The 22,589-nt window shown below is 73.3% G+C and carries 21 protein-coding genes and 3 tRNA genes; 13 read left to right on the plus strand and 11 right to left on the minus strand.

Going from position 1 to position 22,589, the window contains the following annotated elements:
• The first annotated feature begins 93 nt into the window (after nt 1–93).
• Both ACYVI6_RS01540 and ACYVI6_RS01545 read left to right on the plus strand, forming a co-directional pair.
• Nucleotides 94–843, plus strand: a complete 750-nt coding sequence (locus tag ACYVI6_RS01540) for a hypothetical protein (RefSeq protein ID WP_460444680.1) — start codon at nt 94–96, stop codon at nt 841–843.
• A 23-nt stretch (nt 844–866) separates the two neighbouring features.
• A complete protein-coding gene (locus ACYVI6_RS01545) occupies nt 867–1,532 on the plus strand; it encodes an HNH endonuclease family protein (RefSeq protein ID WP_460444681.1) in 666 nt (221 codons plus the stop codon).
• Nucleotide 1,533: 1 nt separating this feature from the next.
• Here the strand turns inward: ACYVI6_RS01545 and ACYVI6_RS01550 are convergent, their stop codons facing one another.
• The gene (locus tag ACYVI6_RS01550) at nt 1,534–2,724 is read right to left on the minus strand and encodes an acyl-CoA dehydrogenase family protein (RefSeq protein ID WP_460444682.1); all 1,191 of its coding nucleotides are present in this window, start codon (nt 2,722–2,724) and stop codon (nt 1,534–1,536) included.
• 205 nt (nt 2,725–2,929) lie between these two features.
• Here ACYVI6_RS01550 and ACYVI6_RS01555 point away from each other — a divergent pair, with 205 nt between their 5' ends.
• Both ACYVI6_RS01555 and ACYVI6_RS01560 read left to right on the plus strand, forming a co-directional pair.
• Nucleotides 2,930–3,877 carry a ferritin-like domain-containing protein gene (locus tag ACYVI6_RS01555; RefSeq protein ID WP_460444683.1) on the plus strand — a complete coding sequence of 316 codons (948 nt, stop codon included), beginning with the start codon at nt 2,930–2,932 and terminating at the stop codon, nt 3,875–3,877.
• 149 nt (nt 3,878–4,026) lie between these two features.
• Nucleotides 4,027–5,223: an Nramp family divalent metal transporter gene (locus tag ACYVI6_RS01560; protein ID WP_460444684.1), complete on the plus strand. Its 1,197-nt coding sequence runs from the start codon at nt 4,027–4,029 to the stop codon at nt 5,221–5,223.
• 12 nt (nt 5,224–5,235) lie between these two features.
• Here the strand turns inward: ACYVI6_RS01560 and ACYVI6_RS01565 are convergent, their stop codons facing one another.
• Nucleotides 5,236–6,189, minus strand: coding sequence for an aldo/keto reductase (locus tag ACYVI6_RS01565; protein WP_460444685.1), 954 nt, complete (start codon nt 6,187–6,189; stop codon nt 5,236–5,238).
• 164 nt (nt 6,190–6,353) lie between these two features.
• Here ACYVI6_RS01565 and ACYVI6_RS01570 point away from each other — a divergent pair, with 164 nt between their 5' ends.
• The 5 genes from ACYVI6_RS01570 to ACYVI6_RS01590 are packed head-to-tail and all read left to right on the plus strand — an operon-like array spanning nt 6,354 to nt 10,723.
• Nucleotides 6,354–7,712: an efflux RND transporter periplasmic adaptor subunit gene (locus ACYVI6_RS01570; RefSeq protein WP_460444686.1), complete on the plus strand. Its 1,359-nt coding sequence runs from the start codon at nt 6,354–6,356 to the stop codon at nt 7,710–7,712.
• Nucleotides 7,709–8,440 (plus strand): ABC transporter ATP-binding protein, encoded by a 732-nt coding sequence (locus tag ACYVI6_RS01575; protein ID WP_460444687.1) that lies wholly within the window; start codon nt 7,709–7,711, stop codon nt 8,438–8,440. Before ACYVI6_RS01570 ends, ACYVI6_RS01575 begins: the two co-directional genes overlap by 4 nt.
• Nucleotides 8,437–9,711 carry an ABC transporter permease gene (locus ACYVI6_RS01580; RefSeq protein WP_460444688.1) on the plus strand — a complete coding sequence of 425 codons (1,275 nt, stop codon included), beginning with the start codon at nt 8,437–8,439 and terminating at the stop codon, nt 9,709–9,711. The genes ACYVI6_RS01575 and ACYVI6_RS01580 overlap by 4 nt, the downstream gene beginning before the upstream one ends.
• 11 nt (nt 9,712–9,722) lie before the next feature.
• On the plus strand, nt 9,723–10,274 hold the full coding sequence (locus ACYVI6_RS01585; protein ID WP_460444689.1) for a hypothetical protein: 552 nt from the start codon (nt 9,723–9,725) through the stop codon (nt 10,272–10,274).
• Between the two features lie 29 nt (nt 10,275–10,303).
• On the plus strand, nt 10,304–10,723 hold the full coding sequence (locus tag ACYVI6_RS01590; protein WP_460444690.1) for a hypothetical protein: 420 nt from the start codon (nt 10,304–10,306) through the stop codon (nt 10,721–10,723).
• 79 nt (nt 10,724–10,802) lie between these two features.
• Here the strand turns inward: ACYVI6_RS01590 and ACYVI6_RS01595 are convergent, their stop codons facing one another.
• The 7 genes from ACYVI6_RS01595 to ACYVI6_RS01625 form a co-directional block, all read right to left on the minus strand.
• Nucleotides 10,803–11,270 carry a hypothetical protein gene (locus tag ACYVI6_RS01595; RefSeq protein WP_460444691.1) on the minus strand — a complete coding sequence of 156 codons (468 nt, stop codon included), beginning with the start codon at nt 11,268–11,270 and terminating at the stop codon, nt 10,803–10,805.
• Nucleotides 11,267–11,875: a CDP-alcohol phosphatidyltransferase family protein gene (locus ACYVI6_RS01600; protein WP_460444692.1), complete on the minus strand. Its 609-nt coding sequence runs from the start codon at nt 11,873–11,875 to the stop codon at nt 11,267–11,269. The genes ACYVI6_RS01595 and ACYVI6_RS01600 overlap by 4 nt, the downstream gene beginning before the upstream one ends.
• Nucleotides 11,876–11,907: 32 nt before the next feature.
• Nucleotides 11,908–14,211 (minus strand): putative bifunctional diguanylate cyclase/phosphodiesterase, encoded by a 2,304-nt coding sequence (locus ACYVI6_RS01605; protein ID WP_460444693.1) that lies wholly within the window; start codon nt 14,209–14,211, stop codon nt 11,908–11,910.
• 188 nt (nt 14,212–14,399) lie between these two features.
• Nucleotides 14,400–15,698, minus strand: a complete 1,299-nt coding sequence (locus ACYVI6_RS01610) for a sulfate adenylyltransferase subunit 1 (protein WP_460444694.1) — start codon at nt 15,696–15,698, stop codon at nt 14,400–14,402.
• Between the two features lie 163 nt (nt 15,699–15,861).
• A complete protein-coding gene (gene cysD / locus ACYVI6_RS01615; protein ID WP_460444695.1) occupies nt 15,862–16,791 on the minus strand; it encodes a sulfate adenylyltransferase subunit CysD in 930 nt (309 codons plus the stop codon).
• A complete protein-coding gene (locus tag ACYVI6_RS01620) occupies nt 16,788–17,489 on the minus strand; it encodes a phosphoadenylyl-sulfate reductase (protein WP_460444696.1) in 702 nt (233 codons plus the stop codon). Before ACYVI6_RS01620 ends, cysD begins: the two co-directional genes overlap by 4 nt.
• Nucleotides 17,486–19,168, minus strand: coding sequence for a nitrite/sulfite reductase (locus tag ACYVI6_RS01625; protein WP_460444697.1), 1,683 nt, complete (start codon nt 19,166–19,168; stop codon nt 17,486–17,488). Before ACYVI6_RS01625 ends, ACYVI6_RS01620 begins: the two co-directional genes overlap by 4 nt.
• Before the next feature lie 432 nt (nt 19,169–19,600).
• Between ACYVI6_RS01625 and ACYVI6_RS01630 the strand changes: the two genes are divergently transcribed.
• A complete protein-coding gene (locus ACYVI6_RS01630) occupies nt 19,601–20,683 on the plus strand; it encodes a DNA topoisomerase IB (protein ID WP_460444698.1) in 1,083 nt (360 codons plus the stop codon).
• On the opposite strand, the gene ACYVI6_RS01635 is transcribed toward ACYVI6_RS01630, so the two are convergent.
• Together ACYVI6_RS01635 and ACYVI6_RS01640 are read right to left on the minus strand one after the other, a co-directional pair.
• A complete protein-coding gene (locus tag ACYVI6_RS01635; RefSeq protein ID WP_460444725.1) occupies nt 20,680–21,027 on the minus strand; it encodes a metallopeptidase family protein in 348 nt (115 codons plus the stop codon). The two genes, ACYVI6_RS01630 and ACYVI6_RS01635, sit on opposite strands and share 4 nt — an antisense overlap.
• Nucleotides 21,028–21,130: 103 nt before the next feature.
• Nucleotides 21,131–21,988, minus strand: coding sequence for an aldo/keto reductase (locus ACYVI6_RS01640; protein WP_460444699.1), 858 nt, complete (start codon nt 21,986–21,988; stop codon nt 21,131–21,133).
• A 111-nt stretch (nt 21,989–22,099) separates the two neighbouring features.
• Between ACYVI6_RS01640 and ACYVI6_RS01645 the strand changes: the two genes are divergently transcribed.
• The 3 genes from ACYVI6_RS01645 (at nt 22,100) to ACYVI6_RS01655 (ending at nt 22,393) form a co-directional block, all read left to right on the plus strand.
• Nucleotides 22,100–22,172: transfer RNA gene (locus tag ACYVI6_RS01645), tRNA-Glu, on the plus strand.
• Nucleotides 22,173–22,210: 38 nt separating this feature from the next.
• Nucleotides 22,211–22,284: transfer RNA gene (locus tag ACYVI6_RS01650), tRNA-Asp, on the plus strand.
• 35 nt (nt 22,285–22,319) lie between these two features.
• Nucleotides 22,320–22,393, plus strand: a tRNA-Phe gene (locus ACYVI6_RS01655).
• Nucleotides 22,394–22,589 lie beyond the last annotated feature (196 nt).

Consider the following 22,589-nt stretch of genomic DNA (forward strand, 5'->3'; position numbering starts at 1 on the left):
AGCGTTCTTTTCTTTCCGAGGTCAAGGAAATGTTCTGGGCCGGACGGGTGGGGTCGCATCAGGTCCGCGCGTCGACGCACCGACGCACAGGGTGTGCTGCGCCGCGCCCTGACCGCCCTCGCCGTGGCGGCCGCTGTCGTCGGGACCGCCGTGCCCGCACAGGCCGCGGCCCGCGTCTCGGTGCGACCCGTGACCACGACGGTCACCTCGGCGTGCGCGACCTACGCACTGCCGACCACCGTGCGACCGGGCGCGGGCGTGCGCTGGCGGCTCGACGTCACGGCGTGGGGCGACGACGCGGCCACGGTGCAGGACGCCACCGCGACGGCCACCGGCACCGGCACCCGCCGACCGACCGTGCGGCTGCACGTGTGCGCGCAGGCCGGCGAGCACGTCACCGGCCGGTACACGGTGCAGTCGACGCTGACCCTCGTCGACTCCCGCGGCGCGTCGGACGGCGCCGGCACCGACGGTTCGGGGCACCCGCAGTTCGTCGCCGTCTCGGCCCTGACGATCAAGGCGGCGCCGACGCGGCTCACGATGCAGCTGTCGAAGAAGGCGACGACGGCGGGCCAGGCGTTCACCGCCAGCGGCACCGCCACCAAGACGCTCTTCACCGGCAGGCGCCGCACCGGGCTGGACGGCGAGCGGCTCGGGGTGCAGTTCAAGCCGTCCGGGTCGTCGGTCTGGACGACGATCGGCCACGTGCGCGCCGGCAGCGGCGGCGCGTGGAGCGCACGGGTGACGCTCGTGCAGAGCGGCTCGCTGCGGGTCGCCGTCGACGCGACCAAGGTGCACGACGGGAAGCGATCCGGAGCCCAGCGGGTCAGCGTCTCGCGCTGACCGGCATCGGGCAGGATCGTCCGGTGCGCCGCGCCCTCCCCCTCCTCGCCGTCCTGGCGCTGCTGCTGCCCGCCGGGTGCACGGCCGCGGCCGACCGCGGGCTGGCGCCGGTGCCCGACGTGCCGGCGGTCGACGCGGTGTCGAAGCTCGTCGTGAAGGGTCGGGCCGCGCGCACCGGCTACTCCCGCGCCGCGTTCGGGCCCGCGTGGGCCGACGTCGACGGCAACGGCTGCGACACCCGCGACGACGTGCTGCGCCGCGACCTCGACGGCGAGCGGTACCGCCCCGGCACGCAGGGCTGCGTCGTGGTCAGCGGCACCCTGCACGACCCGTACACCGGCTCGACGATCCGCTTCGTGCGCGGCGAGCAGACGTCGCAGGCGGTCCAGATCGACCACGTGGTGGCGTTGTCGGACGCCTGGCAGACCGGGGCGCAGCAGTGGACGCCGAGCCTGCGGCAGCGCTTCGCCAACGACCCGCGCAACCTGCTGGCCGTCGACGGACCCACCAACCAGGCCAAGGGCGACGGCGACGCCGCCACCTGGCTGCCGCCGCGGCGGGCCGCCCGCTGCGCCTACGTGGCGCGCCAGGTGTCGGTCAAGCTGCGGTACCGGTTGTGGGTGACGCCGGCCGAGCGCGGGGCCATGGCGCGCGTGCTGCGCGACTGCCCGACCGAGCCCCTGCCCTGACTCAGGTGAAGGCCGAGATGCCCGTCGCCTCGCGGCCGAGGATCAGCGCCTGCACGTGGTCGGTGCCCTCGTAGGTGTAGACGACCTCCATGTCGGTGAGGTGCCGCGCGACGTGGTGCTCGAGCAGCAACCCGTTGCCGCCCATGACGTCTCGGGCGTCGAGCGCCACCTGCCGGGCCATCCGCGCGGCGGTCAGCTTGGACATCGAGGCCATCGGGCCGGTCAGCCGACCCGTCTCCTGCAGGGTCGCCATCCGGTAGCAGAGCAGCTGCAGGTGCGTGACGGCGGTGAGCATCTCGGCGAGCTTCATCTGCACCAGCTGGAACCCGGCGATGGGTCGACCGAACTGCTCGCGGCGCTTCGCGTACGTCAGGGCGATCTCGTAGCAGGCGATCGCGTGCCCGAGGGCCTCCCACGCGGCGCCGGCGCGGGTCGCGCTCAGCACCCGGTTGACGTCCTTGAACGAGTGGCACTCGGCCAGACGGTTGTCGTCGTGCACGCGGACGCCGTCGAGCACGACGTCCGGCTGCCAGACCGCGCGCTTGCCGATCTTGCCGGTGATGAGGGTGGTCGAGTAGCCCGGCGGGTCGCCGTCCGGCCGCTCGACGACGAACCCCTTCACCTGCCCGTCGGCCTCGTCGCGGGCCCACACGATCACCAGGTCCGCCCAGGACGCGTTGCCGATCCAGCGCTTGCGGCCGTCGAGCACCCACGAGTCGCCGTCGCGGCGGGCGGTCGTCGAGAGCGCCACCGAGTCGGACCCGTGGTCGGGCTCGGTGAGCCCGAAGGCCCCGACCTGCTCCAGCCGCGCCATCGCCGGCAGCCAGCGCTGCTTCTGCTCCTCGCTGCCGAGCATCGCGATCGAGCCCATGGCGAGCCCGGAGTGCACGCCGGAGAACGTGTTGAACGACCCGTCCCCGCGCGAGAGCTCGACGCTCACCAGACCGGCCGCCAGCCGCGACATGCCCGGGCAGCCGTACCCCTCGATCGCCAGGCCGGCCACGTTCAGGGCGGCGAACGCGGGCACCAGGTCGAACGGGAACTCGGCCCGCTCCCAGTAGTCGTTGATCACCGGCAGCAGGGCGCCGTCGACGAACCCGCGCACCCGGTCGCGCACCGCGCGGTCGGCGTCCGTCAGCTGGTCGTCCAGCAGCAGGAGGTCGGTGTCCAACGCCGTCGTCAGATCGTCCATCCGCTGATCCTGCCTCGCGACGAGCGCGAACGCACGCGCGTCCGCCGTCGCAGCGCGTCACGTCAGGTCACGCAACTGACGGCGATCCGCACCCGTCGCTGCTCCGAACGGGTATCGCACGACTCCCCGCGCGTGACGCGGCCGACCCTGCTCGTGAGCCGACGGCGCCGCTCGCACCATGCACCACACTCCTCGAGGAGCACGGATGTTCGGCAAGCGAGTAGTACGCGACATGATCGGCCGCAGCGCCGAGAACGAGGCGGACCGCCGGGTCTTCCTGAAGTCCGCGGGCCTGGCGGGCCTCGGCACGGTGGGCGCCGTCAGCGGCATCGGCCTGCTGGCCGAGCCGGCCGGCGCCGCCACCCGCAGCGCCGCAGCGGCGGCTCCGAGCGACGGGGCGGTGCTGAACTTCGCCCTCAACCTCGAGTACCTGGAGGCGGAGTTCTACCACTACGCCGTCTACGGCACCGGCATCGCCGCGTCGCTGCAGACCGGCAAGGGCACGCAGGGCGGGGTCAAGGGCGGCAAGAAGGTGCCGTTCACCTCGAAGCAGATCCAGCAGACGGCGACCGAGATCGCCCAGGACGAGCTGGCGCACGTGAAGTTCCTGCGGACGGCGCTCGGCTCGGCGGCCGTCTCGCACCCGGCGATCGACCTGCAGACCAGCTTCACGGCAGCGGCGCAGGCCGCCGGGCTGATCAAGGCGGGTCAGCAGTTCGACCCGTTCGCCAACGAGAACAACTTCCTGCTGGGCGCCTTCATCTTCGAGGACGTCGGCGTCACGGCGTACAAGGGCGCCGCCCCGCTCATCACGAACAAGACCTACCTCGAGGCCGCCGCGGGCATCCTGGCCGTCGAGGCGTACCACGCCGGCACGATCCGGAGCGCGCTCTTCACCAAGGGCCTCGCCACCCCGGCGAACGCCATCTCGAAGGCGCGCGACTCGCTCGACGGGCCGACCGACCTCGACCAGAGCATCAGCCGCGACGGGTCGATGGTGAACGTCACCCCGACCGACGCGAACGGCATCGCGTTCAGCCGCAGCCCCGGTCAGGTGCTGAACGTCGTCTACCTGACGCCGAAGAAGGCCACGAAGGGCGGCTTCTTCCCGGCCGGCGTGAACGGCGACGTGAAGACCAGCGCCGGCAGCTAGCCGACGGCGCACCAGCACCCGGCCGGGGCCAGCGCGCCCCGGCCGGGTGCCACCGGCAGGATGGGCCCGAGCGAGGACGACGGGTGGACGGGTCGACGGGAGCGGTGCGGGTGCACGAACGAGGCAGCGGGCTGGCCCGGGCGCGGGACGTGCGCGGACCCCTGCCGCTGCTCGGGCCGGCCTTCGTCGCAGCGATCGCGTACGTCGACCCCGGCAACTTCGCCACGAACGTGACCGCGGGCTCGACGTACGGCTACCTGCTCGTCTGGGTGGTCGTCGTCAGCAACCTCATGGCGATGCTCATCCAGTACCTGTCGGCGAAGACCGGCATCGCCACCGGCCGCACGCTGCCGCAGCTGTGTCGCGACCACTTCCCCCGGCTGACGGTGCGGCTGCTGTGGCTGCAGGCGCAGGCGGTGGCGATCGCGACCGACCTGGCCGAGGTGGTCGGCGGCGCCATCGCGCTCAACATCCTGCTCGACCTGCCGCTGGTGGTGGGCGGCACGGTCACGGCCGTCGTCGCCTTCGCCCTGCTCGGGCTGCAGCAGCGCGGCCACCGCCCGTACGAGCTGGCCGTGATCGGCCTGCTGTCGGTGATCGTGCTGGGTTTCCTCGCCACCCTCGTCGTCGGCGGCGTCGACCCGGGCGGCGTCGCCTCGGGCCTGACGCCGCGGTTCGACGGCGTCGACAGCGTGCTGCTCGCGACGGGCATGCTCGGCGCCACCGTCATGCCGCACGCGATCTACCTGCACGGCGCCCTGACGCACGACCGCTACGAGCGCGACACCGAGCGCGAGCGGCACGCCCTGCTGCGCAGCCAGCGGGTCGACGTCGTCGGTGCGATGGTGCTGGCCGGCCTGGTGAACCTGGCGATGCTGATCGTGGCGGCGAAGGTGCTGCACGGCGACGGGCCGGCCGTCGACACCATCGAGGGCGCGCACGCCGGCTTCGCCGACCGGCTCGGCCAGGGCGCGGCGCTCGGGTTCGCGCTGGCTCTGCTGGCGTCGGGGTTCGCGGCGTCGAGCGTGGGCACGCTGTCGGGGCAGGTCGTGACGCAGGGGTTCCTGCACCGCCACGTGCCGCTCGTCGCGCTGCGCCTGCTGACGCTCGCACCCGCGCTGGTGGTGCTGGCCGTCGGCGTCGACCCCACGCGCGCGCTCGTGCTGTCGCAGGTGGTGCTGTCGTTCGGCATCCCGTTCGCGCTGGTGCCACTGCTGCTGCTCAGCCGGCGCCGCGACGTCATGGGCGACCTGGTGAACCGCCGGCGAACCACCGTGGTGGGGGCCGTCGTGGCGGCGGTCATCATCGCGCTGAACGTCGTGCTCATCGCGCTGACCGTCGCCTGACGGCCCCCCGGCTCACACCTCGCGCGCGCCCTGGGTGATCGAGTCGATCTCCGCCAGGTCGTCGGCGGTGGGCTCCCACTGCCCCGCCCGCACGTTCGAGCGCACCTGCTCGGCCGACGTCGCGCCGGCGATCACCGACGACACCGCGGGCTGCGCCGCCAGGCCGCCGATCGCGACGTCGAGCAGCCGGACGCCGCGGTCGTCGGCCAGCTTCGTGAGTCCCTCGACGACGTCGAACGCCCGGTCGGTGAGCGCGTCGCTCATGCCCCAGGCCTCGATGCGGCTGCCCTTCGGGATCTCCTGGCCGCGCTGGTACTTGCCGGTCAGCAGGCCGCTGGCCAGCGGGAAGTACGGCAGCAGGCCGATGCCGTACTGCTCCAGGGCGGGCACGAGGTCGGTCTCGATGCCCCGCTCGAGCAGGCTGTACTCGTTCTGCGCGCTGACGAATCGCACGTGGCCCTCGGTGCGCGCCACCCACTCGGCGTCCGCCGTCTGCCAGCCGCTGAAGTTCGAGTGCCCGACGTAGCGCACCTTGCCCTCGCGCACCAGGTCGCTCAGCACCGACAGGGTCTCGTCGATCGGCGTCAGCGGGTCGGGGCGGTGCAGCTGGTAGAGGTCGATCCAGTCGGTGCGCAGCCGCCGCAGCGAGCCCTCGACCGCCTTGCGCACGTAGCGCCGCGAGGCGCGAGCGTCCCAGTCGGCGCCGTTCGACTGCCCGTCGCGCACCGGCGAGCCGAACTTGGTGGCGATCACCACGTCGTCGCGCCGGGTCCCGAGCAGCTGCCCGATCCGCTCCTCGGACTCGCCGTACGCGTCGGCGGTGTCGATGAGGGTGATGCCCTCGTCGAGCGCCGCGTCGAGCACCTCGCGGGACTGCTCGAGGTCGAGCTTCATGCCGAAGTTGTTGGTGCCCAGGCCCACCACCGAGACCGCCAGGCCGCTGTCACCGAGTCGTCGCATCTGCATGCGCCCAACGCTAGGCAGCGCGACCCTCCCGCGCGCGCCGGGGTGACGCACCAGACACCTCACAGCAGGCACTGGTGCATCGACACAGCCGACCCACAGGTCGCGACACGAACCTCGGGGAGCGGCGATCGACGTGCGGCCGCTCGACCCGAGGAGTGGCTCACGTGAAGCGTCGCCTGCGCTGGATCAACGGCGTGCTGGCCGTCGTGCTCGTCGGAGCGGTGGCGGGGGCCTACGCGGCCTTCAGCGACACGCCCGACACCACGACGACGTCCGTGCGCACCGCGACGGTCACCACCGGCACCGTGACCGCCACCGTGAGCGGCACCGGCAACGTGGCCAGCGCCACGACCACCGACGTCACCGCGGGCACCAGCGGCACCGTCGAGTCGGTGAAGGTGAAGGTCGGCAGCAAGGTGAAGAAGGGCCAGACGCTCGCCGTCCTCGACGACTCCGACGCGCGGTCCGCGCTGACCAGCGCCCGCTCGGCGCTCGCCAGCGCGCGGTCGCAGTACGACGAGGTCGCCGCCGGTCAGAGCGCCACCGACCGCGAGAAGGACGCGCTCGCCGTCGAGCAGGCAGAGCTGGGCGTGTCGAGCGCGCAGTCCGCCTACGACGACGCGAGGGGCGCGGCGCGCACCCAGGCGAAGCAGCAGCTGCTGAGCGCGAAGGTGCAGCTGGCACAGGCCGAGTCGACTGCCGAGACGGACGCCGCGAAGCCGTCCGCGAGCGAGCTGGCCCAGGCGAGGGCGTCGCTCGACAGCGCGCAGACCGACGTCGACGACGCCGAGTCGGCCGTCGACGGCACGGTCGTGAAGGCGACGCACGCCGGCACCGTCATGACGGTCGGCGTCGCGACGGGCGACGCGGTGAGCGGGTCGTCCGGCTCCGGCTCGTCCGGGTCGAGCGGCACGACCGCGGGGTCGACGACCGCAGGCGCCGCGACCACCACGTCGACCTCCACGTCGAGCTCGTCGAGCGCGCTGTTCACGATCGCCGACCTCGAGACGCTGGAGGTCAGCGCCGACGTCGCCGAGGCCGACATCGGCGACGTGACGAAGGGCGAGACCGCCGTCGTCACGCTCTCGGCGTCGGGCGAGACCGCCACCGCGAAGGTCACCTCCGTCGCCCTCGAGGGCACCACCAGCGACAACGTCGTGCAGTACCCCGTCACCGTGCAGCTCGACGAGGCGCCGGACGGCGTGCGGCTCGGCGCGAGCGCCGGCGTGGTCATCACCACCGGCAGCGCCGAGGACGTGCTGACCGTGCCGACCGCCGCCGTGAGCACCACGGGCACCCGCTCGTCCGTCACCGTCGTGAACGGGACGACGCGCACCCCGGTGCAGGTGACGAAGGGCCTACAGGGCACCAGCACCACCGAGGTCTCGGGCGGCGGCCTGAAGGCGGGTGACGAGGTGCTGCTGGTCACCAGCGCCACCACGACGTCCGGCAGCACCGGCGTGCCCGGTGGCGGCGGCTTCGGCGGGCCTGGTCTGGGCGGCGCACCCGGCGGTGGCCGGTGAGCGCCCCCGCGGTCGAGAGCGCGGAGGCCAGGCACCGCGCCGGACGACCCGTCATCGAGCTGCGTCGGGTCACCAAGACGTACGGCGTCGGCGACACCGCGGTGCACGCCGTCGCGGGCGTCGACCTCGTCGTCGCACCCGGCGAGCACGTCGCCGTCATGGGCGCCTCGGGGTCGGGCAAGTCGACGCTGATGAACATCGTCGGGTGCCTCGACACCCCGACGACGGGTCGCTACCTGCTCGACGGGCTGGACGCCGGGCGCTTCGACGAGCGGCAGCAGTCGATCGTGCGCGGCCGCAAGATCGGCTTCGTCTTCCAGTCGTTCAACCTGATCCCCCGCACCACGGCGCTGGCGAACGTCGAGCTGCCGCTCGCGTACGCCGGGCTGCGCGGCCGCGAGCGCCGCGCGCGGGCCGAGGCCGCCCTCGAGCGGGTCGGGCTCGCCGACCGCATGGCGCACGTGCCGTCCGAGCTGTCGGGCGGTCAGCAGCAGCGCGTCGCCGTGGCCCGCGCCATCGTCACGAACCCGTCGATGCTGCTGGCCGACGAGCCGACCGGCGCGCTCGACAGCCACAGCACCGAGGAGGTGCTGGCGCTGTTCGACGCCCTGAACGCCGACGGCCGCACGGTCGTCGTCATCACCCACGAGGACGAGGTCGCCGCGCACGCCGGCCGCGTCGTCCGCATGCGCGACGGACTGGTCGTCGAGGACCGGAGCAACCGGTGAACCTCGGCATCTCGGCGCGCTTCGCCGTCCGCGGGGTGGTGGCCAACCCGCTGCGGTCGGTGCTGACCACGCTCGGCATCCTGATCGGCGTCGGCGCGGTGATCGTGCTGGTCGCGGTGGGCACCGGGTCGAGCAAGGCCGTCGCCGACCAGATCGGCAAGCTCGGCAGCAACACCCTCACCGTGTCGACGTCGGCGGGCGGGCAGGGCGGACGACGCGGCGCAGGCGGCTTCGGCGCGTTCCCCGGCCGCACCGCCACCGTGAGCAGCGGCACCCAGACCCGGGTCGCCACGCTGACGGTCGCCGACGCGGAGTCGTTGAGCGACAAGACGTCTGCGCCGGACGTCGCCGGCGTGGCACCCGTCGTGAGCGCGTCGTCCGTCATCGCGACGTACGACGGCGCGAAGCACACGGTGGGCACCTTCTACGGCACCACGCCGAGCTACCTGGCCAACACGAACGACACCGTCGCCGTCGGTTCGGCGTTCACCGACGCCGACTACACGAGCCGACGTCGGGTGGCGCTGGTCGGCGAGACCGTCGCCGAGGACCTCGCGGGCGGCAACGGCCGGGCCGTGGTCGGCGAGGTGGTGCAGCTGAACGGGATCGACTACACGGTCGTCGGCATCCTGACCGCCAAGGGCTCGACCGGCCCGCAGGACCAGGACGACCGGGTGCTCGCACCGTTGACCGCGGTGCAGGACACGCTGACCGGCTACGGCGACATCAGCTCGATCTCGGTGCGCGCCACGTCGGCCGACACCGTCACCGATGCCACCAGTGAAGTGACGTCGATCCTCGCGGCGCGGCACAGGGTGAGCGCGGCGAGCCCGGACTTCACCGTGTCGAGCGCGTCGTCGATCCTCACGGCGGCGACGTCGTCGAACCGCACGTTCACCGTGCTGCTCGCGTCGGTCGCGGCGATCTCGCTGCTGGTCGGCGGCATCGGGGTCATGAACATCATGCTGGTCACCGTCACCGAGCGGACCCGCGAGATCGGCATCCGCAAGGCGATCGGGGCCCGGCGCGGCGACATCATCGGCCAGTTCCTCATGGAGGCCGTGCTGCTGTCGGTGCTCGGCGGTGCGCTCGGCGTCGCCGTCGGGCTGCTCGGCAGCCGCTTCGAGATCGTCGGCGTGCAACCGGTCGTCGCGCCGTACTCGGTGGGCCTGGCGTTCGGCGTCGCCGTCGTCACCGGCCTGTTCTTCGGGCTCTACCCCGCGGGACGCGCCGCGTCGCTGCGCCCCATCGACGCCCTCCGCCACGAGTGACAGGACCCGACGTGACCGACACCACCGTCCGCGACCCCGCCGACGACGACCTCGCCGAGCTGCTCGCACCTCCCGGACGCCGCGCCAGCCGGCTCACCTGGGTGCTGGCCGCGCTGATCCTCGCCGTCGGGTCGTTCGCCGCCGGCGCCCTCGCGCACGGCCAGGGCGCCACCGCTCAGGCCGTCGCCGGGCCGACCGGCACCCGCGGGCAGGGCTTCACCGGCGGCGAGGGGTTCCCCGCCGGCGGCTTCGGCCAGCCCGGCGCCGCGGCCGGGGGTGCCGTGAGCGGTTCCGGAGCAGCTGCGGCCGGGAGCAGCGCCGGTGCCACGGCCCTGCCCGCCGTGATCGGCACTGTGGTGGAGGTCGACGGCCGCACCCTCACGGTGCGGAACCTCGGCGGCAGGACCGTGAAGGTGATCGTCCCCGACGGCGTCGACGTCACCACCACCAGCGCCGGTCCGCTGTCGAAGCTCGCAGAGGGCAGCTCCGTCGTCGTGACCGGCACCACCGCCGCCGACGGCGCCGTGACCGCCAGCGGCGTGACGGAGCGCTCGACCAAGTGACCCACCCACCCGCAGCGCAGAGGACACCCGTGACCACCACCACGCTCCGCCCCCGCCGCGTCGCCAGCCTCGCGACCGGCCTGGCGCTCACCGCCCTGCTCACCGCCTGCGGCGGCTCGGGCTCGGGCACCGCCGCGCCCGCCGGCACCTCGACGGCCGCGGGTCAGGCGGGGCAGGGCGGGCGCGGCGGGTTCGGTGGTGCCGACCCCGCGCAGATGCAGCAGATCCAGGCGTGCCTGCAGGCCGCCGGCATCACCGTCCCGACCCGCACCGGCCGCCCGACCGGGATGCCGACCGGCAGCTCCACCGGTGCGCCGTCGGGTCGCCCGACCGGAGGCCCCGGGGGTGCCGGCCCGTTCGGCAGCGCCGAGGCGCAGGCCGCGCTGCAGGCCTGCGGCATCACCCTGCCCACCGGCCGCCCCACCGGAGCCCCCACCACCACCCCCTGACCTCCTGCCGAGATGCGACTAGTGGTTGACCTGAAGGCCCCGGGGTCAACCACTGCTCGCATCTCGGCACGAGCGGGGCTCAGTGCAGGGCGCCGTCCGCGATGAGCGCGAGGACGACGAAGCGGATGCTGCGGCCGACGAGGCAGCACACGATGAAGTCGAGCCGGCGCAGCTTCACGGCCCCGGCGACCACGGCCACGACGAGCAGCGGCGGGAACCCGACGGACGCCGACAGCAGCACCACGCCGCCGCCGCTCCAGCGGTTCTGCAGCAGCTCGATCGACCTGGCCTGCCAGCCCTTCAGCGGCTTGTGCTCGCGGCCCGTGCGCCCACGCATCCGACGTCCGCGGCGGGCCAGCTCGTACAGCACGATCTTGCCGCCGGTCTGCCCCAGCGCCACGCACAGCCCGGCCAGCACCGCGGCCGCCCGACCGGACGTCGACACCGCACCGGCCGTGACGGCGGCCTCGGCGGGCACGAACGGCAGCAGCGCCGAGACGAAGCCGACGCCGACCGCCCCGGCCAGCGTGCCGACGAGCGCGCTCACCCGGCGTGCGCGGCCACGTCGAGCTGCAGCACGCGGTGCGCCGTCCAGACCTTGACCGCCAGCTGCGCCAGCGCGACGGCGAGCGCCACCCACAGCAGGCCGGAGACCACGAACACGACGACGCCCACGTTGTTGATCGCCTTCGCGGGCTTCGACCAGTTCCACCGGAACACCGTGCGGTCGACCTCGTAGAAGTAGTTCGGGCTGACGATGGGCCAGCGCAGGAACGACAGCGTGATGGCGCAGTCGAGCACCATGAACTGCGCGAGGTACACGACCAGCGCGGGCCACAGCCGCGGCTCGTGCAGCACCAGGCCGCACACCAGCACGGCCGAGCAGGCCCGGTCGCTCACGATGTCGAACACCGCGCCGATGCGCGTCTCCTGGTGCAGCAGCCGGGCCACGGCACCGTCGAGGATGTCGCCGATCCAGTACGTCAGGTAGGCGATCAGCAGCAGCCTGCCGGACTGCTGCACGATGGCGTCGACGCCGAGCACCAGCGCGGCGACGGTGCGGACGCCGGTGACCAGGTTGGCCCAGGTGGTGATCGGCTCCCACGAACGACCCGCGCGCAGCGTGCTCTGCGACAGGTCGGCGGCGCTCATGCGCCCCACCGTAGACGAGCGGGGGGTGGCGGTCAGGGACGCGTCTGCGCCGGGTCGTCGTCGGGCAGCACGATCGTGCGACCCGGGCGCCCGAACAGCCAGCCCTGGGCGTGGTCGCACCCCATCTCGCGCAGGATGTCGGCCTGCAGGCGGGTCTCGACGCCCTCGGCGGTCACCTGGAAGCCGTGCGCGTGGGCCAGCTCGACGACGCTGCGGACGACGGCGCTGGCCTGCGGCGAGCCGTCGAGCCGGCTGACGAACGCCCGGTCGACCTTGATGAACCCGACCGGCAGGTCGTGCAGGTACGACAGCGCCGAGTACCCGGTGCCGAAGTCGTCGACGCCGGTCTGGATGCCGAAGCTGGCCAGCCGCCGCATGGTGTCCTGCGCGGCCGAACCGCCCGGCAGCAGGCTGGTCTCGGTGAGCTCGAGCTTCAACGAGTCCGGGGCGAGGTGGTGCTCGCGCACGACCTCGAGCACGAAGTCGTCGAACCCGGGCTGGCCCATGGTGCGGGCCGACACGTTGACCGACAGCGTCATGCGCAGGCCGTGCCGCGACCACCGCTGCAGCTGGGCCGCGCCCTGCCGCAGCATCCACCGGTCGATGTCGACGATGAGGCCGGTGTCCTCGGCGACGTCGATGAAGTCGTCGGGCAGCACGATCACGCCGTCGTCGTCGGTCAGCCGCACCAGCGCCTCGGCGCCGACCGGCTGCTCGTCGCCGACCGACACGATGGGCTGGTAGACGGCGAGCAGCCGGCCGGCCGCCATCGCCGTGCGCAGCCGCCGCTCCGACCGCAGCCTGGCCTCGGCCTCGGTGCGCAGCTGGTGGTCGAACAGCGCCAGCCCGTCGCGGCCGGCGTCCTTGGCCTGGTACATCGCCAGGTCGGCCTCGCCGAACAGCTGGCTGGCCGTGTGGGTGCCGCGGGCGGCGAGCGCGATGCCGATGCTGCCGGTGCACACGATGGGGGTGCCGCCCTCGCCGACCAGCACCGGACGACGCAGCTCGCTCAGCAGCCAGTCGGCGATGTCGGTGGCGGTCTCGGCGGTCGCCACCCAGGGCAGCAGGATGCCGAACTCGTCGCCGCCGAGCCGCGCCACCGTGGGCGAGCAGTCGCCGAGCTCGGAGCTCTCGAGCGTGCCGGCCAGCCGGTGCGCGATCTCGACGAGCATCGTGTCGCCGACCCGGTGCCCGAGGGTGTCGTTCACCAGCTTGAACCGGTCGAGGTCGAGCAGCAGCAGCGCGGTGAACGGGCCCAGGGCGTCGCCGTCCGGCGGCTCGCCGTGCGGGTCGTCCATCGGCTCGGGCAGCACGCCGAGCGCCCGGCGGGTCAGCTCGTCGAGCACGGTGCGGTTGGGCAGCCCGGTGAGGCCGTCGCTCGCCGCCATGTGGGCGACCTGGCGCTCGGCGGCGCGCTGGGACGTGACGTCGACGGTGGCACCGAAGACGCTGGTGACCACGCCGTCCACGAGCGTGCACTGGGCCCAGCTGACGACCTCGCGCCAGCTGCCGTCCGGACGCCGCAGCCGCAGCGCCTCGGTGAGGCCCTCGGGCTCGGCGCCGACGTGGTCGGCCAGCGAGCGGTCGAGCCGGTCCTCGGGGTGCAGCGCCAGCTGCCACAGCTCGAGCGACGGCTCGACCGAACCGGGCTCGAGGCCGAGAATGCCGAACATCTCCGGCGACCAGTGCAGCCGGTCGGACGTCGCGTCCCAGCGCCACAGCCCCATGCCGGTCAGGCCGGACGCCGCGGCCATCCGCAGCCGCTCGCCGGCCAGCGCCTCGCCGGTCCGGGCGGCGGCGAGGGCGGCCCCGCCGACCTGTCCGACGAGCGAGGCGACGTCGCAGTCGGTCTGGTCGAACGCGTCGCGCGCCGGCGCTGCCAGGATGAGCACGCCGATGGGCGTGCCGTCGTGGGTCAGCGGCACCGACACCTGCGAGAGCGCTCCCACGGCGAGCGTGCGCTCCGGGTCGCAGCGCGGGTCGTGCTGGGTGTCGCGGCTCATCAGCGTGTCGTTCGCGCGCAGGGCGGCGGCCGACAGCGAGCCCTGCCTCGGGAAGACGTGCCGCGGCGGCAGGCGGTTGCCGCGGTTGCCGCGCACCGCGACCACCTCGAGGTCGTCGCCGGCGATGAGCGCCACGGCCGCCATCGCACCGCCGAGCCGGTGCGCCACGTCGGCGATCGTCTCGGCGACCTGCTGCGTGCCCGGGCCGCTGGCGGTGATCTCGCGCTGGGCGTCGACGAGCAGCTTCAGCAGCTGCTCGGTCGACAGGGGCTGGAAGTCGGCGGCGGGGACGACGTCAGGCGCGCCGACGGCGCCATGACCCCGGATCACCATGGATGCACCCTTCGAGCGAACGGCCCCCGGTCACTTGGGACCTCATGGTGACACCCGCTGGTCGCGCTGCGTGCAGCATTCAGCACATCGCGTGCATCCATTGCCCCGGGCGGAGGGCGCCTTGACCAGCCGTTTACCTTCGCACCGTCGCGTCGCCGAACTGTTGCTACGGCAAGAACGAAGCCGGCCTAGATCGTGTACTGCGACGGGCGGTCCTGCGGCCGGGCGAGCGGGTCGCCCACCATGCCGGCCGCCAGCGTCGCGCCGTCCTGCGCGTCGACGAGCAGGAACGCCCCGGTGCGCCGGTGGTCCAGGTAGGGCTCGACGGCGACCGGCGCGGCGGTGCGCACGCGGATGCGGCCGATGTCGTTCAGCCGCAGGCGGTCGGCCGGCTCGATGCGCGCGGTGTCGAGGTCGAGCACCCCCTCGACGTCGCGCACGACGGCCTGCACGGTGCGCGTCGTGTGCTTCAGCAGCACCCGCGCGCCCGGCAGCAGCTCGCGGTCCCCCAGCCAGCACACCGTGCCCTCGACGTCCTGCGTCGGCTCCGGAGCGTCGTCGACGGCGGCCAGCAGGTCACCGCGCGCGACGTCGAGGTCGTCGGCCAGCCGCACCGCGACCGAGCGCGGCGCGAACGCCTCCGTCAGCTCGCCGTCGGCGGTGTCGATGCCGACCACCGAGGTGCGGCGGCCGCTGGGCAGCACCACGACCTCGTCGCCCACCCGCACCACGCCCTCGGCGACCTGACCGGCGTACGCGCGGTAGTCGACGAGCGCCGGGTCGCGGACGGCCTGCTGCGGACGCAGCACCACCTGCACCGGCAGCCGGAACCGCTCGTGCCGCGGGTCGTCGCCGGTGGGCAGGGTCTCGAGCAGCTCGAGCACGCTCGGTCCGTCGTACCAGGGCGTGCGCGTCGAGCGGTCGACCACGTTGTCGCCGTCCAGCGCGCTCACCGGCACGCTGCGGACGTCGGGCAGCCCGAGCTCGGCGGCGACCTCGGCCACCTGCTTCGCGACGCCGGCCACCACCGCGCCGTCGAAGTCGACCAGATCGATCTTGTTCACGGCCACCAGCACGTGCGGCACTCGCAGCAGGGCGGCGACCGCGAGGTGCCGCCGGGTCTGCTCGAGCACGCCCTTGCGTGCGTCGACCAGCACCAGCACGACGTCGGCCGTGCTGGCCCCGGTCACCGTGTTGCGCGTGTACTGCACGTGCCCCGGGCAGTCGGCCAGCACGAACGACCGGTTCGCGGTGGCGAAGTACCGGTAGGCGACGTCGATGGTGATGCCCTGCTCGCGCTCGGCGCGCAGGCCGTCGGTCAGCAGCGCGAGGTCGACGGTGGCCAGGCCGCGGTCGCGGCTGACCCGCTCGACGGCGTCGAGCTGGTCGGCGAGCACCGACTTGGTGTCGTGCAGCAACCGTCCGACGAGCGTGGACTTGCCGTCGTCGACCGACCCGGCGGTCGCGAGCCTGAGGAGCGTGGCCATCAGCTCGTCTCCCTTCGTCCCGGCTCGTCGCGAGCGGCGTCCGGGGGCGTCGATGTCAAGGCGGAGGAGTCGCCGATACCGGGGTTGTATCGGCGGCGACGACAACGCAGACAGGGACGTGCCTGGGCGTCGCGGAGCAGAGCCGGGGCAAAGGGAGACGAGCTCAAAAGTAGCCTTCCTTCTTGCGGTCCTCCATGGCGGCCTCGGTGACGCGGTCGTCGGCGCGGGTGGCGCCCCGCTCGGTGACGCGGGTCGCGGCGATCTCGACCACGACGTCGTCGACGGTGCACGCGTCGCTGGCGACCGCACCCGTGCAGCTCATGTCGCCGACGGTGCGGTAGCGCACCTGCCGGGTGGTGACCGGCTCGCCGTCGCGAGCCGGCGACACCGGGCCGACCGCGAGCAGCATGCCGTCGCGCTCGACCACGTCGCGCTGGTGCGCGTAGTAGAGGGCGGGCAGCTCGATGCCCTCGCGGGCGATGTAGCGCCAGACGTCGAGCTCGGTCCAGTTGCTCAGGGGGAACACGCGCACGTGCTCACCGGGGCGGTGCCGGCCGTTGTAGAGGTTCCAGAGCTCGGGGCGCTGATTGCGCGGGTCCCACTGCCCGAACTCGTCGCGCAGGCTGACCACGCGCTCCTTGGCGCGGGCCTTCTCCTCGTCGCGACGGCCCCCACCGAAGACGCAGTCGAAGCGGTGCTCGGCGATCGCGTCGAGCAGCGGCTGCGTCTGCAGCTGGTTGCGGGTGCCGTCGGAGCGCTCGCGCAGCCGACCGTCGTCGAGGTAGTCCTGCACGTGCGCGACGTGCAGGCGCAGGCCGAGCCGCTCGACGGTGGCGTCGCGGAAGGCGAGCACCTCCGGGAAGTTGTGGCCGGTGTCGACGTGCAGCACCGGGAACGGCACCGGCCCGGGCCAGAACGCCTTGGCCGCCAGGTGCAGCATGACGACGGAGTCCTTGCCGCCGCTGAACAGCAGCACCGGGCGCTCGAGCTCGGCGACCGCCTCGCGGACGATGTGGATCGCCTCGCTCTCGAGCGCGTCGAGCTGGTCGAGGCGGTACGCGTCGTCCGGGACGGCGTCGGTGGCCAGGCTCATGCGTGGATCCCGCACTCGATCTTGTCGCGCCCGGCCCACCGGCCGCTGCGCGGGTCGGCGCCCGGTGCGACCTTCGCCGTGCACGGCTCGCACCCGATCGAGGGATAGCCCTGCAGCACCAACGGGTTGCGCGGCAGCGCGTGCTCGACCTGGTAGGCCTCGACGTCGTCGGCGGTCCACCGTGCGAGCGGGTTGACCTTCACCATCTGGTGCACGTCGTCCCACGCCACGACCTTGGTGCCGGCACGGGTCGGCGCCTCCTCGCGGCGGACGCCGGTGACCCACCCGGCGTACGGCACCAGCGCCTTGGCCAGCGGCGCCACCTTGCGCAGGAAGCAGCACGTGCCGGGGTCGCGGGCGAACAGCTGCGCCCCGTACTCGGCGTCCTGCTCGGCGACGGTCTGGCGGGGCAGCACGTCGACGACGCGGACGTCGAGGTCGCGCTCGACCACCTCGCGGGTGCGCAGCGTCTCGGCGAAGTGGTAGCCGGTCTCGAGGAACAGGACGTCGACGCCGGGCACCACCTGCGAGACGAGGTGCGGCAGCACGGCGTCCTGCATGCTGCCGGCGACGGCCAGCGGGCCGGGCAGCGTCTCGACCGCCCAGCGCACGACGTCCAGGGCGCTTGCGCCGTCCAGGTCGTCGCCGGCCACCGCGGCCAGCGCCTGCAGCCCCTGGGTGTCACCCGAGATCGTCATGCCAGTGCCTCCTCGTCGGCCCGCACGGCCCACTGCGCGAACCGCTCACCCGGCTCGCGGTCGTCGACGAACCGCCGCACGACCCGCTCGACGTAGTCGGGCAGCTCGTCGGCGGTCACCTTGAGGCCGCGCACCTTGCGACCGAAGCCCGGGTCGAGCCCGAGCGCACCGCCGAGGTGCACCTGGAACCCCTCGACCTGCTGCCCGTCGTCGTCCGTCACGACCTGGCCCTTCAGCCCGATGTCGCCGACCTGGATGCGGGCGCACGAGTTCGGGCACCCGTTGACGTGCAACGAGATCGGCACGTCGATCTGCCCGATCACGTCGGCCAGCCGGCGCTCGAGCTCGGCCACCGCGGTAGCCGCCGTGGCCTTGGTCTCGACGATCGCGAGCTTGCAGTACTCGATGCCGGTGCAGGCCATCGTGTGCCGCCGGAACACCGACGGCGTGGGCTCGAGGCCGAGGCGCCGCAGGCCGCGCACGAGGAACTGCGTGCGACGCGGCGGCACGTCGAGCACCACGACCTTCTGGTGCGGAGTGAGGCGGACCCGGCCGGAACCGTTGCGCTCCACCAGGTCTGCGAGCTCCTGCAGCAGCGTGCCGCTGACCCGGCCGACGGTCGGGGCCGCGCCGACGTACCGCAGGCCGTCCTTCTGCTGGTGCACGCCGACGTGGTCGCCGCGGTCGTCGGTGGGGGCCGGCGCCGGGCCGTCGAGCAGCGGCCGGTGCAGGTACTCGGTCTCGAGCACCTCGCGGAACCGCTCCGGGCCCCAGTCGGCGAGCAGGAACTTCAGCCGCGCCTTGTGCCGAAGCTTGCGATAGCCGTGGTCGCGGAACACCGACACCACGCCGGCCCAGACGTCGGGCACCTCCTCGAGCGGCACCCAGGCCCCGAGCCGGACGGCGAGCCGCGGGTTCGTCGACAGGCCGCCACCGACCCACAGGTCGAACCCCGGCCCGTGCTCGGGGTGCACCACGGCGGTGAACGCGACGTCGTTGATCTCGTGCACCACGTCGTTCGTCGGCATGCCGGTGATGGCGGTCTTGAACTTGCGGGGCAGGTTCGAGTACGCCGGGTCGCCGATGTAGCGCCGCTGGATCTCGTCGATCGCCCACGTGGGGTCGACGATCTCGTCGTGCGCGATGCCGGCGACCGGGCTGCCGAGCACCACCCGGGGGCAGTCGCCGCAGGCCTCGGTGGTCGAGAGCCCCACGGCCTCGAGCCGGCGCCAGATCTCCGGCACGTCCTCGACCCGCACCCAGTGCAGCTGGATGTTCTGCCGGTCGGTGATGTCGGCGCTGTCGCGACCGAACTCGGTGCTCAGCCGCCCGATGGTGCGCAGCTGCTCGGTGGTGAGCGCGCCGCCGTCGACCCGCACCCGCAGCATGAAGAACTCGTCCTCGAGCTCGTGCGGCTCGAGGGAGGCGGTGCGGCCGCCGTCGATGCCCGGACGGCGCTGCGTGTAGAGCCCCCACCACCGGAACCGGCCGCGCAGGTCGTCGCTGCTGATCGAGGCGAAGCCGTCGCGGCTGTAGACCTGCTCGATCCGCGCGCGCACGTTCAGCGCGTCGTCCTCCTGCTTGAACCGCTCGTTGCCGTTCAGCGGCGTGCGGTCGCCCAGGGCCCACTGGCCGTGGGTCTGCGCCGGACGAGCGGGGCGCGGGGTGGTGGTGGTCATGCCGTCCTCTGCATCGGGATCGAGTCGCCGACGGCAGGGGCCGTCAGCCGGTCAGGACCGGCGACAGATCATGCTGCGGGTGCGCCCGAGGTCGACGTGGCGACGGCTGACCAGTCGCACGGAGGTGGGCACAGGACAAGGGTAGGCCACCGGCCGCCGCGCATCACCGGCGTCCGCACTGCGAGACGCCGTCTCGCGCACTGGACGCCGGTGATGCGGTCGTGGGTGCGACCAGGTGCGCCCCCCGCGGACGCACCTGGTCGCCTGTCCTCGGCCCCTTCGCCCGGTCTGCACCGGGCGCCCGGTCCGCCGGGACCGTGACCCCCGAAGGAGCCACGTGCTGTGTCAACGAGCGGTTCGGCGCCGGGTCACGCGCGGATGGGTCGGGATCCTCGACGTGCGCACGCAGCGCCCGCCGAGCACCCTGAGCGCATGCCGCGCCTGCGCACCGTCTCGCCGTCCCAGCCGGGCATCACGCGGCTGCGGCACGGCCGCGGGTTCCGGTACGTCGACAAGGGCGAGAAGGTCACCGACGCGGTGGTGCTGCAGCGCATCCGCGAGCTGGTCATCCCGCCCGCGTGGCACGACGTGTGGATCTGCCGCTCGGCCACCGGCCACATCCAGGCCGTCGGCACCGACGTCAAGGGCCGGCGGCAGTACCTGTACCACCCGCTGTGGCGCATCCAGCGCGACGAGCTGAAGCACGACCGGGTGCTGAAGATCGCCGCCCGGCTGCCGAAGGCCCGCGAGCGGGTCGCCGACCACCTCGCGCTGGACGGCATGCCGCGGGAACGGGCCCTGGCGACGGCGTTCCGGCTGCTCGACCTCGGGTTCTTCCGCGTCGGCGGCGAGAGCTACGCCGAGACCAACGGCAGCTACGGGCTGGCCACCCTGGAGCGGCAGCACGCCTCGATCGACGGCAACACGATCGTCTTCGACTACATCGCGAAGTCGGGCAAGGAGCGCGTCATCGCCCTCGCCGACCCCGAGGTGCGCGACGCCGTGGCGACCCTGCTGCGCCGGCGCGGCGGCGGCGCCGAGCTGCTGGCCTACCGCGAGGGACGCCGCTGGGTCGACGTCACCAGCGACGACATCAACCAGTACGTGAAGGAGGTCGTCGGCGGCGAGGTGTCGGCCAAGGACTTCCGCACCTGGCACGGCACGGTGCTGGCCGCCGTCGCGCTCGCCGTCTCGACGCACGTCGCGGACACCGAGACGGCTCGCCGCCGGGCGGTGGCCCGCGCCATGCAGGAGGTGTCGCGCTACCTCGGCAACACCCCGGCCGTCGCCCGCGCCTCGTACGTCGACCCGCGGGTGATCGACCTGTTCGAGGACGGCATCACCATCGAGCCGGCCCTCAAGCGGCTCGGCGAGGGCGTGCACGAGGGGCAGCCCGCCACCCACGGACCGGTCGAGCGGGCGGTGCTGCGGATGCTGCGCACGTCGCCGACCGCCGCCGAGCGCGCGGCCCGCCGCCGCGCCATCGTGCGCGCCACCCGTCGGGCGGCGGCTTAGCCCCAGCCGAGGTCGTGCAGGCGCTCGTCGTCGATGCCGAAGTGGTGGGCGATCTCGTGCACGACGGTCACCGCGACCTCCTCGACGACGTCCGGCACGTCGTCGCACATGCGCAGGGTCGGGCCGCGGAAGATCGTGATGCGGTCGGGTAGCTGCAGCACGCCCCAGCCGGCGTCGCGCTCGGTGAGCGGCGTGCCGTCGTACAGGCCGAGCAGGTCGTCGGGCTCGTCGCTTGGTGGCTCGGCCTCGACCAGCACCACGACGTTGTCCATCTGGGCCGTGAGCTCCGCCGGCACCAGGTCGAGGGCGCGGCGCACGGCCTCGTCGAACTCGGCGTCCGTCATCTCGACCACGCCGCCATCCTGCCCGGTGCACTGCGGGCGGCACGATCGTGGCAACCACCTCGGCCCTGGTGGAGGTGGTTGCCACGATCGGGTGCTGCTGGGGTCAGCTGGTGGCGCTGAGCCGGGCGATCTCGTCGTCGGTCAGCGTCAGGTCGGCCGCCTGCACGGAGTCCTGGATGGTCTCGGGGCGGCTCGACCCCGGGATCGGGACGACGACCGGCGCGAGCGCCAGCTCCCAGGCGAGCGCCACCTGCTGCGGGCTGACGCCGTGCGCCTCGGCCACCTCGGCGAACGCGGTGTCGTCGAGGTCGCCGCCCTTGCCGATGCCGCCGAGCGGGCTCCACGGCAGGAAGGCGATGCCCAGCTCGGCGCACAGGTCGAGCTCGGCCTGGCTGCTGCGGAAGCCGGGCGAGAACTGGTTCTGCACGCTCGCCAGCCGGCCACCGAGGATCTCCTGCGCCTGCCGGATCTGCTCCGGGTTCGCGTTCGAGATGCCGGCCTGGGCGATCACGCCGGCGTCGAGCAGCTCGGCGAGCGCGCCCACCGACTCGGCGTACGGCACCTCGGGGTCGGGGCGGTGGAACTGGTACAGCCCGATCGCCTCGACGCCGAGCCGCTGCGCCGACGCCTTCGCGGCCTCCTTCAGGTGCTCGGGGCGGCCGTCGGTCAGCCAGTCGCCGTTCCCGGGACGGGTGTGACCGCCCTTGGTCGCGACGAGCACGGACGACGCGTCGCCGCCCCACGTGCGCAGCGCCTCGGCGATCAGCGCCTCGTTGTGGCCGACCTCGTCGGCGTCGCGGTGGTAGGCGTCGGCGGTGTCGATGAGCGTCACGCCCGCGTCGAGCGCCGCGTGGATGGTGCGCAGCGAGCGGTCGCGGTCGGGCCGGCCCTCGATCGACATGGGCATGCCGCCCAGGCCGATGGCCGAGACGGTCGCGGTGCCGAGCGTGCGGGTCTGCATGGTGATGGAGCCTCCGGACGGGGTGGGGTGACGGCCGCTTTGGTGTTCGCGGGCCGCTCCCCTATGCTGATCCACGTCCTCGACGCTCGCACGTTCGGAGGCGTCACCGACGCCCCTATCGTCTAGCGGCCTAGGACACCGCCCTTTCAAGGCGGCAGCGCGGGTTCGAATCCCGTTGGGGGTACCTCTCCGGCTGCCGCTACGATCGGGCAGCACGATCATGGCCCCGTAGCGCAGTTGGTTAGCGCGCCGCCCTGTCACGGCGGAGGCCGCGGGTTCGAGTCCCGTCGGGGTCGCAGGGTGTGTCCGGTCAGGCCGGGCCACCACGCAGGGCCAGGTAGCTCAGTTGGTACGAGCGTCCGACTGAAAATCGGAAGGTCGGCGGTTCGACCCCGCCCCTGGCCACCCAACTGACGTGCACCAAGCTGAGCTTGGGTCCCGATTCGCCGGCAGCCTGACAGCACCACCTGACAGCAACATCTGTATCCAGCCGTCGCGGAGCCTCAAGGACCTCGCCCGCCCGTTGGTGCGCCGCTCCCTACAAGGTCGTTGACGCCCGGGACCGAGGGTGCTGCCCTCCTGGATCAGCGATGCTGACCCC

The organism is Angustibacter aerolatus, from assembly GCF_054776675.1.

Coding starts and splice junctions, on each gene's coding strand:
- ACYVI6_RS01550 (WP_460444682.1), bottom strand. CDS start 2,724: ATGGACGATCTGACGACGGCGTTGGACACCGACCTCCTGCTGCTGGAC.
- ACYVI6_RS01555 (WP_460444683.1), top strand. CDS start 2,930: ATGTTCGGCAAGCGAGTAGTACGCGACATGATCGGCCGCAGCGCCGAG.
- ACYVI6_RS01565 (WP_460444685.1), bottom strand. CDS start 6,189: ATGCAGATGCGACGACTCGGTGACAGCGGCCTGGCGGTCTCGGTGGTG.
- ACYVI6_RS01600 (WP_460444692.1), bottom strand. CDS start 11,875: ATGAGCGCCGCCGACCTGTCGCAGAGCACGCTGCGCGCGGGTCGTTCG.
- ACYVI6_RS01605 (WP_460444693.1), bottom strand. CDS start 14,211: ATGGTGATCCGGGGTCATGGCGCCGTCGGCGCGCCTGACGTCGTCCCC.
- ACYVI6_RS01610 (WP_460444694.1), bottom strand. CDS start 15,698: ATGGCCACGCTCCTCAGGCTCGCGACCGCCGGGTCGGTCGACGACGGC.
- cysD (WP_460444695.1), bottom strand. CDS start 16,791: ATGAGCCTGGCCACCGACGCCGTCCCGGACGACGCGTACCGCCTCGAC.
- ACYVI6_RS01620 (WP_460444696.1), bottom strand. CDS start 17,489: ATGACGATCTCGGGTGACACCCAGGGGCTGCAGGCGCTGGCCGCGGTG.
- ACYVI6_RS01625 (WP_460444697.1), bottom strand. CDS start 19,168: ATGACCACCACCACCCCGCGCCCCGCTCGTCCGGCGCAGACCCACGGC.
- ACYVI6_RS01630 (WP_460444698.1), top strand. CDS start 19,601: ATGCCGCGCCTGCGCACCGTCTCGCCGTCCCAGCCGGGCATCACGCGG.
- ACYVI6_RS01635 (WP_460444725.1), bottom strand. CDS start 21,027: ATGACGGACGCCGAGTTCGACGAGGCCGTGCGCCGCGCCCTCGACCTG.
- ACYVI6_RS01640 (WP_460444699.1), bottom strand. CDS start 21,988: ATGCAGACCCGCACGCTCGGCACCGCGACCGTCTCGGCCATCGGCCTG.